Origin of the sequence: Dolichospermum heterosporum TAC447 (genome assembly GCF_024584745.1) — a bacterium.
Lineage (GTDB): Bacteria > Cyanobacteriota > Cyanobacteriia > Cyanobacteriales > Nostocaceae > Dolichospermum > Dolichospermum heterosporum.
Genome location: NZ_CP099464.1, coordinates 389,359 through 400,621, shown reverse-complemented (window position 1 = coordinate 400,621; position 11,263 = coordinate 389,359). Strand labels below are relative to the sequence as shown.

Sequence of the window (11,263 nt, the reverse complement as noted above, 5' to 3'; positions counted from 1 at the left end):
CCTTGCGGGGATTAGATATGCGGAAACGATGCGATAGCTTACTGTGAAGATCATTACTAATTAAAGTTTCAGTCCCCTTGCGGGGATTAGATATGCGGAAACAATATAAACTGTTCTTGTTGTTAAAATCTATATGTTTCAGTCCCCTTGCGGGGATTAGATATGCGGAAACCGCATATTAGCTAAGTTTAATATGGAGGAATGTGGTGCGTTTCAGTCCCCTTGCGGGGATTAGATATGCGGAAACCAAGTTATGACAACATCTGGCACATTCATAGTCATAAGTTTCAGTCCCCTTGCGGGGATTAGATATGCGGAAACATTACAGCATTTACTGGTAAAATCCGCTCTGGAAAATGTTTCAGTCCCCTTGCGGGGATTAGATATGCGGAAACTCGAAGGGGAATTTTTCCTTCATCTTGTAAAAAAAGGTTTCAGTCCCCTTGCGGGGATTAGATATGCGGAAACCCACAAGCTCCATCATACGCCAGACATTCTTCTATTATTTCGTTTCAGTCCCCTTGCGGGGATTAGATATGCGGAAACGCAACAGCCACGCAAATACTGGAGAATCTGGGGAGTTTCAGTCCCCTTGCGGGGATTAGATATGCGGAAACAAATAAAGAAATTTTGGAATGGCTTTTGGGAAAAAGTTTCAGTCCCCTTGCGGGGATTAGATATGCGGAAACCCCGCCGTCTGAAACATAAACTGGGGGCGGAATCCAGAGACAATTTTGGCGGACCTCTCAAAAAACCTTATTTCAGGCTTCGGGTCAAGCACAAACTGAAACTGATGAAACGCTGAAAGTATTTAGTTGTCAAGGTTCTGGCTGTTTGGCGAATCTCCAGGGTTTTTGACCCCGCTTTAGGTCTGCCAAATTTGTCTTTATATGAGTGTAAAATTTAGCAGATTAATTGTCAATAGTTACTGTATTACAAATAGTAAAGCATTAAATTGGCCAATTATTCTGGTAAAGTCCTATTTCCTTAACAATATCGGCTGTAACTTTCTGTCTTAAATCATAAGGTGAGAGAATTTCTACCCTTGGTCGCCAAGCTCTTAACCGCATAGTTACGTTATAATCCCCATGTCGGTACTGAAGACTGTAATAAGCATCCTTTGGGGAACGATTGGCGATAACCTTTAATAATTCTGCCTTGTGTTCTGAACTAACTACAGAACTTTGAATCAAACTTTTTGCTTTTTGATAGCCAATCAATTTAAAAGTTTCATGGCGAAATGTATCCCGAATGTAGCGGTCATGATAATCTCGTTCAAATCGTAGCAGCATCAATCGAGATTCTAAATAGAAATCAAACCCTAATGCCTTATCCATTTGTAATTCTATTTCTTCTGGATTTGGCAAATTTCTTTGTTGATATCTTTGTTGTAGATTTTTGGGAATCCCAGGACTTGTCCATTCAATTGGCGTAATATTTTCGATTCTATCCAACCGAAAATTATACCAATCTGTTTTTCTATCAGGACTTTCCCCAAAAGCACATAAATAAACTGCACGTTGTACATAATAAATGCAAACAGGATAAACCAAACATTCTATAGATTCTCTTAGTCTGGCACTATTATAAATTAAGTTAATAGGTGGCACTGGGTTTTGTTCCCAGAGTTTTCGCAGTTCATCCTGCCAATTTCCAACTTCGTCTACGGCAGTTACCACATAGTCTAGTTTAAACAATAACCGCCGAATTCCGCCAATTTGTTGAGATAGATTTTGAGCAATTTCCGCTAAATCTTCTTGATTGAGAAAATGTAATTCATTATAATTGTGTTTGCTAGTAATAGGACGAGAAGGTAAATATTGAACTCGATGGTATTTTTGTTCTCTATTTTCTAACCAACCTAATTCTACTAAGATTTGTAAATCTGCTTGTAAAGAACGGCGAGTTACCCCAAATAATCGTTTTTCGAGGATTTCATCTAAATTAGAGATATGAATATGAGATAATAAAGAATGTTTCCATGTTTCCTGATTCAATCCAGTTTTGGCATCAAACAACCAGTCAGCAGTAGTTTTTACACAATGACAGTTAGGGTCATGGAAATCGGGAATTGTTTCTCCTTTGGGGTGTGTAGAACCAAAGAAAGCGGTTTTCCAATCTGCCAAGGTAAAACCATCCTCTAAGAATACATGATCTTGACCTTCTCCATATAAAGAACGTAACCACACCCACAACCGAATAGCACGGAGAAGATTTTGCTTGAGAGAACCGCGTGCTAACCATTGCAACAGTTCTACTTGGGGGACATCAGAAAAAATTTGCTCAGACACTTTACTAGAACTTGGGGATAGTTCCAGCATAGACTAATCTGGAATAGGCTGCTTCCAATGCCATGTATGATGTAATAGTCAGTGAATCAGTAAAGGTAATGACTACTTACAACATCGAGTTAAGAGACGATATTTTGCGGTTGAGTTTTGGTGAACCTGCCCAAAATGACCAAATTGTGAAAGATGCTGCCACTAAGTTAGAGCAAATGGCACAGTCGGGGGAACTTACAGGAGGACAACTGCTGAGGATTAATGGACCCGTTTCTATTCCTGTGGCTTTTGTGTTGGCACATAAATTAGCCCATATTTACGGAGCGATCGCTTTTTTTGATCCAAAATTAGGTAAATACGTGATTTGCATCACACACAATCCGGCATATAAGCTGGGAGATTTAATTGATTGAAGTTTTACTTGAGGAAATTACTTGAGTCATGTTTTAATTATTTTATAATCCAGTGCTATTTGATGAGTATTTACCATATCAGTTTAGACGGTGACGTTTTAAAGGTAGGATTTGGTGCTACCCTGACTACAGGTGATAAAATTGTCCGTGATGCAGCTACCAGATTGAATCAAATGATTGTTTCTGGGGAATTACCGGGGGGTTCGCTGATTAAAATCAATGGTCGGACATCGGTGCTGGTGAGTCAGGTATTAGCTGATAAATTATCTATATTGTATGATGCGATCGCTCTGTTTGACCCCAAGATTGGCGATAGGGGGCTGGATAGGTACGTAGTCACCATTAGTAAACATCCTGATTATCAAGTTGGGGATATTTTGGATGTGGTGCAGATACAGCAGCAGTCAAGTATCAAATTAGTGATTTGCGGGTTTGCGAATACAGGAAAGACCTGTTTCCGGGAAGGTCTAAAACAAGCGTTGTTACAGACTCCCAATGCACCGGAATCCTATTTTATCTCTGGTTGTCCAGATGGGGATGGTTCTTGGTATGGGGAAACCGCACGACGGGACGCAGATTTAGCAAATAGGTTAAAAACGGAGTACAAGGCGGGTTTTACCCCAGAATTTGGACAACTGAAGGCACAGGAAGTCAGGGGGATCAATACACCGATATTTGTATTTGATGTCGGTGGTAAAATTTCCAATGCTAACCGGTTGATTATGGGGGAAGCGACTCATGCGGTGATTTTGGTGAAGGATGAAACTGAGATTGCACCTTGGGAAGAGTTATGTAAATCGCTGGGTTTGTCGGTGGTGGCGATTATTTATAGTGATTATGACGGTGTGGAAGATGTGATTTCCCAGGAAACGCCGATTCTTAGAGGAAATGTGCATCGCTTAAAACGTGGGGAGGATGTTTCTGTTCGTCCGATGATTCGGGCTTTGGCTGGGGTTTTGGTGGGGTTGAGTGGGGGATAGGGGGCGATCGCTCTTTTGATATTTAACGTAAATTTGGAGCTAATTAAAATGAGTGAATCACAGTTAGATAACTTTAAAGTTGATCATTTGTTTTTACTAATAGGTGAAAATCCTTTACCTAATTATGTGGCAGCAAAGACTTTGTTAGAGGAAGGTGGGAAAGCTTATCTTGTTTTTACTGAACATACAAAAAATTCTGCTGAACGCCTACAAGAAGAATTAGGTATAAGTGATAAAGAATTAGTGCGCTTAGATAATAATGAATCAAATGGTTATGAAATTAAGGATAGGATTAGGGGAAAAATAAAAGAAATTCAGTCAAATTATCCAGATAAGAAGCAATTTGGACTTAACTATACTGGTGGTACAAAAGCAATGGCTGTTCATGCTTATCAAGCACTACTACATCCTGACAAGGAAGATCCAAATATCAAGCTAGTTCCGCCTCCTTTCTTTAGCTACCTAGATTCTAGTAGTTTAAAAATGTTGATTGATCAAGAAAAAGATCATCCTATTCCTGATGATATACCAAAAGCATCTCTTGACTTATCACTAGAAAAGCTATTTAGATTACATAGTCTTTCTCTATCTCAAAAAAAAGATAAACTACCAGATGAACTACCTTATAAAACTGATGTTTTACTTCCTAAATTAGTAGAAAATATATTCACTTATTATGAAGATTGGAAAACTTGGATTCGCACAGTTCTATGCTTTGAAGCTAAAGAGAGAATAGAAATAGAAAGGTTTAAAAATGAAAACAATGAACTGGAGATAATTTGTAGACTGGGAAACTGGAAAAGGCATCAAGAGCTTAGATTTGTAGAATTAGACACAACACAACTACCACCAAAAATAATAGATGCTTTGTCTAATTATGGAATGCTAAAAAATGGAAAAATATCTATTCAACAAATAGAAGATGCTGAATTACTAACTAAAACTACCTCAAGAAAGAAAGATAATGACAAAAATCCAGAAAAAATTTGTAAATGGCTTGAGGGGATTTGGCTAGAAGAATATGTCTTAGATCAATTAAATAATATTAAATCAGATTGTTTAATTGATGAAATAGGAATGTCATTTAATTTTCCTCCTAAAGCTAACATTGCTGAATTTGAATTTGATATAGCTTTTTTAAGGGGATACCAACTATTTGCCATCTCGTGTACAACTGATGATTCTCCAGGATTGTGTAAATTAAAACTTTTTGAAGCTTATCGTCGAGCGCGACAGATGGGAGGAGATGAAGCTAGGGTTGCATTAGTATGTTGTGTTCAAGATACGAAAAAAATCGAAAAAATTATGCATGATTTTTTAGCCAGAACTAATGATTCAAGAGTTAAGGTCTTTGGATTTACAGACCTTGGAGAATTATCTGAAAAACTGCAAACCTGGATAGAAGAGGTAGACGCATAATGAATAAATATATTGTCACTGTAATTGATACTACTGGTATCCAGAAATACATTTTTGGTAGTAACAGATTAAAAGAAAATGTGGGTGCTTCGTATCTAGTTAAATTAGCAACAGGTGATTGGATTACAGAACATAATTGGATCAATGATTGTTTGAGGAAGTTAGGAAATGTTCACATTCCTGATGTTGCTTCTAATCAATTAGAACCACGTATTAATCAAGATTCTGAAATTATCGCTGAATTAATATACTTTGGTGGAGGAAATACGTTTTTACTGTTTAAAGATACAGAAGAAAATTATGCTAAACAATTTACTAAACTTTTAACTAAAAAGATTTTAGTAGAAGCTCCTGGTTTGAATGTTGTAATTGCCCATCAACCATTTGAATGGAACGGTAAAAAACTGTTAAGAGATGTTATTAAATATGATCTGATAAAAGGTAAATTAGATATCCAAAAAAGAAAACCGAGATCATCAAATCCTCTATTGGGTTTAAGTGTAACAGCAGCTTGTGTATCTACTGGATTAGTTGGAGTAGAAACCAGAGAAGTTGATAGTATTACCAGAACATTATCTAGAGAGGCTATCAGCAAACTTGATATAGCTGATCCTAATGCTAATAATTATCTCAAAAAAATTCTCTTTGATGAGAACAAAATTAGAAAGAGAAACGAACAATATGATATTCCTTATGATGTTGATGATTTAGGACGTTCAGAAAATGAAAGCAGCTATATGGCTGTGGTTCATATTGACGGTAATCAGATGGGTAAACGTTTTGAAAACTATGCTGAAATTCAATCTGATAACCCAAACTTTATTATTGCTATGCGTGAGCTTTCTTGGGGAGTTAGTAAAGCTAGTCAAAACGCATTAGAAGCTGTTAGTCAGGCGGTGATCAATCTAATTAACGAAGGCAAGTTTAAAATTAAAAATAACTATTTACCTTTCCGACCTATTGTATATGGTGGTGATGATGTAACTTTTGTATGTGATGGGCGATTAGGTTTGTCTCTAGCAGTAAAATTTTTGGAAAAGTTTGAAGAATTTACTCAAGATTTACCTAGTAAAAATGGTAAAGAAAAAGTAACAGCCTGTGCCGGGATTGCTATTGTTAAAACTCACTATCCTTTTTCAAAGGCTTATGATTTGAGTGAATCTTTGTGCAGCAATGCTAAAAAATTTGTTAGGGAAGAAACTCATAACTATTCTGGACAACAGCCTATATTTTCTGCATTAGATTGGCATATTGCATCTAGCAGTTTATTAGGGAATATTGGTGAAATTCGAGAGCGTGAGTATCGTGTACAAATTCCTGAATGGGATAAATTTGCTTGTTTGACTATGCGGCCTTTGCGTTCTCATCCTTATTCAGATGAATGGCGTACTTGGGCTGATTTTTCAAAAATAGTTAATGATTTCAATACACATCCAGATTGGAAAGACGCTCGTAATAAAGTAATGGCTTTACGGGAAGTATTACGACAAGGAAAAAAAGCAACAAAGCAATTTATACAGGTTTATAATAAGAACTTACCAACTTTTCCCAAAGCAGATTCTCCGTTATCAAAAGAAGGTTGGTTAGACGATAGATGTGGCTATTTTGATGCAATTGAAGCAATGGATTTTTATATCTCTTTAGAAGAAGAAGCAGATGAGTAACTATACAATAATAATTACACTTTTAAGTGATACTACTTTTGGTAGAGGGGATGGAGTCGCAGGTTTAGTTGATCAGGAAGTAGAACATGACCGCTATGGTTTTCCATACTTGCGAGGGCGTACTCTCAAAGGTTTACTTAGTGAAGAATGTGATAATTTAGTGGCTGTTTTACCGGATGATAGCCAGCATCAACACTGGCAAAAAATCAGTAATGAATTATTTGGTATCCCAGGTAGTACCCTTAATACTCAGGGAAAAATTCATCTGGGAGATGCTTGTTTACCTAATGATTTAAGAACAGAAATTGCTGCACAAATAGATTCAGAAGAAAAGAAAAAACAAAATGATAAGAAATACAAACCTAAACTCACATCTACAGATATTCTAGAATCTTTGACAACTATTCGTCGTCAGACTGCTATTAATACAGAAACAGGCATATCGGCTGATCATAGTTTACGTTCAGCACGGGTTATTTTGCGAGAATTGATTTTTGAATCCAACATATTATTTGAAACTGAATTAGATGAAAATTCGGAGAATGATCAGGATATGTTAGCACTTTTGACTGTGGGTACATTGGCACTAAGAAGAATTGGCAGTGGTCGTAATCGGGGTAAAGGTCATGTAAAATGCAGTCTATATGACTCTACACTAGAGATTACTAAAAATATGAATTATATTCAAAGATTTGGGAGAAATAAATGAAAGCAGTTACTTTTTTACTACATACTCAGCAACCAATTCTGGCTACATCACTTCAAGGTGATCCTAATAGTGATGTATCTCATCCTTATATTCCTGGTAGTATGATTAGAGGTTTTCTAATTGGTCTTTATTTGCAAAAAAATAGAATTAAAGCAAATGATGATATTTTAGATATTCAGCAACTTCCAAATGTAAAAAGATTGTTTTTTGATGCTACAACTACTTGTTACTTAAATGCTTACCCATTCATAGATAATAAGCGTACTTTACCCACACCACGTTCTTGGTATAAGGATAAGGGAGTAAAATTTTCGGAAGACCATGAAGAAACTGTCTATGATTTCAGTAAAATTCCTTCAGATGAACAAAAGGAATTAACGAATGATGAAGAAGAAAATTTATCTCCGAAATTACTAGAAGAAAACTTTTGTTTAGTAGATGATGATGAAGTATTGCTTTACAACGTTAAACGCAGAATTAATATTCATAATAAACGCGATCGCAAGCGTGGCAGAGGTATTGAGGGTAGTGGCGCAATCTTTAGTTATGATGCTATAGATGCAGGTCAAACTTTTCAAGGAGTTGTTTTATGTAAAACTCAAGAAGATCAGGCTGTAATTGAATTGTTATTGCAGCAAAAAGATGTTTGGCTAGGTGGTTCTCAAAGTGCAGGATATGGTCATGCCAAAATAGAATTATTAAATAATGATCATGAATGGTATGAAGTAGAAAGTGCTTCAAAAAAACGTATAGAAAAAAATGAAAATCTAACTATTACACTCCTAAGTGACACAATTATATATGATGAATACGGACAAATTGTGAGCAATCCAGAAACATTGCGTCAAATACTTTCAGAATTACTAAAAGAGGAACTTAAATTTCAAAACAATGGAATTTATGCTAGTGGTATCATTGTGGGTGGGTTTAACCGTAAATGGGGATTACCATTACCACAAACACCAGCTTTAGTAGCAGGAAGTGTATTTGTATTTGAAAAAATTGATATTAGTTCAGAAAAGTTTCAGGAGTTTTTAGATAATGCTAATAAAATTGAGGAGAAAGGAATTGGTGAAAGGAGAGTAGACGGTTTTGGTAGATTAGTATTTAATTGGCTAGATCAAGAAAAGAATGAATATCAGACCAAATTATTTAAACCAGAACCTAAAATTCAAAGAATAACTCAAGTAAAAGAAGCACTAAAGCCAGAATCTTCTAAAATAGCAGTAGGTATAGCTAATCGAATAGTACGAAAAAAACTTGATGATTTGATCATACAACAAGTTAGTAAAATCAGCTTGAGTAATCCAGAGGAGATTTCAAATAGTCAATTATCAAGGTTAATGCTTGTAGCAAGACAGGTTTTATATGAAGTAGAATCTGAACAGACTAAATATGAAAATGAACGTAAGAGTATTACGGAGTTAGTTCAACCAATTAACAACTTACTACATAACTTACCTTCTAATGCTCGTAAACAATTTGAGCGTAGTAAGTTAAATGAAAATATTAAGCAATATCTTAATGTAGAAGATTCTTGGTTGAAAAATGCTTGGCGTAGTAATCCAGAAACAAAACATTTAACAGTTAATGGTCAACCAAAGGTTATTATTGCAGGTGAAGATAAGGATATTGATACTTATATCACTCTAGAATATTCTCTCCAATTAATTATAGCAGTTGTGAAAAAGACAATGAAGGAGAAAAAATAATGATTGAAAACCGTCATAGTTCCAATCGGAATATTATCAGACGTATTATTGTAAGGGGGAATTTATTTTTAGATACTCCAACTTCTTTAGGAAGTGGCGATGCTGAAAGTCTAGTTGATGTACCTTTATTAAGAGATACTATCAGTAACCATGCTTTATTAACAGGTTCATCAGTAGGTGGAGCATTACGAAACTATTTACGTGAACACGATCAAGGATATTACTTAAAAGAGAATCGTCATGATTTAGTATCCAAATTATTTGGTGATTTGTTTGTTTATCCAAATGAAGTGAATATTCTCAATGAACAAGAAAAAATAAAAATAAAATCACAAGATAATCAAAGCCTATTAATAATTGATGATGCTGTTAGTAATTCTAGGATTCAATCTGAATTACGAGATGGTGTAAAAATTAATAGTATTACTTGCACAGCAATAGATAAGGCTAAATATGACTTTGAGATATTGCAAGCTGGTACAGAATTTCCTTTATCTTTTGAGTTGTTAATAGAAAAAGAATCTGATGAACCTAGCTTACTAAAAGGATTAGCGATCGCACTCCAAGGTTTAAAACAGGGTGAAATTAGTTTAGGAATCAAAAAACATCGTGGTTTTGGTCGCTGTCATGTCAAGGAGTGGCAAGTATGGCAATTTGATTTAAGAGACGCAAGCGATCGCATAGCTTGGTTAACTCTGGACTATTCATGGTCAACGGACACACCATGTACTAAATTACCTGCTGTTAATGCTTCAATTGTGGAAGCAATGAAAGAAGCAGAACTTGAGTTTCCAGAAGAATGGGAAGATCAGCGTGAGTTCTGTAAAATTGATGCTACATTTACCCTTGCTAGTCCTTTATTAATTCGTTCTGGTCAAGCATCCAGTGATAAAGCACCCGATGTAGTGCATTTAAAATCACGACGTAATGGAGAATTAAAACCTGTTTTATCTGGTACATCTTTAGCTGGAGTTTTACGTCATCGTGCAGAACGTATCATTAATACAATTGGTAAAAATACCAGTATTATTGAAGATATATTTGGTTCAGATTTATCTAAAAATAAAACTTCAGAAGCAAAAGCTAGTCGTTTAATCGTTCATGAAAGTGTGATTGAAAATACCACAGATTTAGTACAAAATCGTATAGCTATTGACCGTTTTACTGGTGGTACTTTACATGGTGCATTATTCAATGAACAGCCTATATTTCCTAATAGTGAAACACATTTAAAATTAAACCTTGAATTACGTAATCCAGAAGATAATGAAATTGGGTTACTGCTGTTATTACTAAAAGATTTATGGACTGGTGATTTACCAGTGGGAGGTACAAGCAGTATTGGTAGAGGTAGATTACAAGGAAAATATTTAACTATTACCTTACAAAGAGAACAACAAAATACAACATTTACTATTGTACAATCTTCAGAAAATTTAGTTGTAAGTGATGCTGAATCTTTAGAAAAATTTGTTTCCGCGTTAAATGAGGAAGTTAACAAATGAATAAACCAAAATGTGAACATTTAGAGATACCAGATAATGTTGACTTGAAAATATGGATAGAAGAACAAACCAAAGTTAATCAATTAACATACCTTTTAGCTCACGCTAATGATGGGGTAATTTGGGGTAAATTCCAAGATCAAGATGGTAAATTGATTACCACTACTGAACCAGTTAAATTATTTCCTGAATGCGATTTTCCATTTTTAAGAGAGGAAACTTTACAACAATGTCGTATTTTTGGGGATGACTCAGAAGTAATGATTTGGAAAACCGATGGAGGTTTTAAAGCACGTTTAATTCAAGATGAACATTTAATAGAGGATGATTATATTACTGAAAGTCAAATTCTTTGGGGAACACACGGGAAGCATCATGAAAATGGGTTTACTTTATTATGGGATAATTTACAGGGACTAAAACACGCTCTGCCTTTTACAGATATTGAATTAGGAAAAAAGGGTGAACTAAAAAATAAAGTTAGATTAATAGTTCGTCATTACATTGATTATGATAATTCGGGTGTTGCTCGGATTTATCTAAGTCGTTTGGTTGATTTAACAAATAAGGAGATTTAAA

General features: G+C 35.3%; 9 protein-coding genes and 1 CRISPR repeat array (1 of these 10 cut by a window edge). Of the genes, 8 read left to right on the top strand and 1 reads right to left on the bottom strand.

Features of this window, described 5'->3' with window-relative positions; translation table 11 throughout:
* Window positions 1-689: direct repeats of the CRISPR family, unit length 37 nt; unit sequence GTTTCAGTCCCCTTGCGGGGATTAGATATGCGGAAAC; it reaches 1,703 nt to the left of the window's first position.
* A 261-nt stretch (window positions 690-950) separates the two neighbouring features.
* Window positions 951-2,291, bottom strand: a complete 1,341-nt coding sequence (locus tag NG743_RS01760; protein ID WP_257122113.1) for a TIGR03985 family CRISPR-associated protein — start codon at window positions 2,289-2,291, stop codon at window positions 951-953.
* 98 nt (window positions 2,292-2,389) lie between these two features.
* Between NG743_RS01760 and NG743_RS01755 the strand changes: the two genes are divergently transcribed.
* The 8 genes from NG743_RS01755 (at window position 2,390) to csx19 (ending at window position 11,262) form a co-directional block, all read left to right on the top strand.
* On the top strand, window positions 2,390-2,695 hold the full coding sequence (locus NG743_RS01755) for a CRISPR-associated protein Csx3 (RefSeq protein ID WP_257121375.1): 306 nt from the start codon (window positions 2,390-2,392) through the stop codon (window positions 2,693-2,695).
* 62 nt (window positions 2,696-2,757) lie between these two features.
* Window positions 2,758-3,675 carry a CRISPR-associated protein Csx3 gene (locus NG743_RS01750; RefSeq protein WP_257121374.1) on the top strand — a complete coding sequence of 306 codons (918 nt, stop codon included), beginning with the start codon at window positions 2,758-2,760 and terminating at the stop codon, window positions 3,673-3,675.
* A gap of 48 nt (window positions 3,676-3,723) precedes the next feature.
* Window positions 3,724-5,094 carry a PDDEXK family nuclease gene (locus NG743_RS01745; protein WP_257121373.1) on the top strand — a complete coding sequence of 457 codons (1,371 nt, stop codon included), beginning with the start codon at window positions 3,724-3,726 and terminating at the stop codon, window positions 5,092-5,094.
* The gene (locus NG743_RS01740; protein WP_257121372.1) at window positions 5,094-6,758 is read left to right on the top strand and encodes a Cas10/Cmr2 second palm domain-containing protein; all 1,665 of its coding nucleotides are present in this window, start codon (window positions 5,094-5,096) and stop codon (window positions 6,756-6,758) included. Before NG743_RS01745 ends, NG743_RS01740 begins: the two co-directional genes overlap by 1 nt.
* On the top strand, window positions 6,751-7,467 hold the full coding sequence (locus NG743_RS01735) for an RAMP superfamily CRISPR-associated protein (protein ID WP_257121371.1): 717 nt from the start codon (window positions 6,751-6,753) through the stop codon (window positions 7,465-7,467). The genes NG743_RS01740 and NG743_RS01735 overlap by 8 nt, the downstream gene beginning before the upstream one ends.
* Window positions 7,464-9,179, top strand: a complete 1,716-nt coding sequence (locus NG743_RS01730) for an RAMP superfamily CRISPR-associated protein (protein ID WP_257121370.1) — start codon at window positions 7,464-7,466, stop codon at window positions 9,177-9,179. The genes NG743_RS01735 and NG743_RS01730 overlap by 4 nt, the downstream gene beginning before the upstream one ends.
* Window positions 9,179-10,684: an RAMP superfamily CRISPR-associated protein gene (locus tag NG743_RS01725; RefSeq protein ID WP_257121369.1), complete on the top strand. Its 1,506-nt coding sequence runs from the start codon at window positions 9,179-9,181 to the stop codon at window positions 10,682-10,684. The genes NG743_RS01730 and NG743_RS01725 overlap by 1 nt, the downstream gene beginning before the upstream one ends.
* Window positions 10,681-11,262 carry a type III-D CRISPR-associated protein Csx19 gene (gene csx19 / locus NG743_RS01720; protein WP_257121368.1) on the top strand — a complete coding sequence of 194 codons (582 nt, stop codon included), beginning with the start codon at window positions 10,681-10,683 and terminating at the stop codon, window positions 11,260-11,262. The genes NG743_RS01725 and csx19 overlap by 4 nt, the downstream gene beginning before the upstream one ends.
* The last annotated feature ends 1 nt before the right edge of the window (window position 11,263 follow it).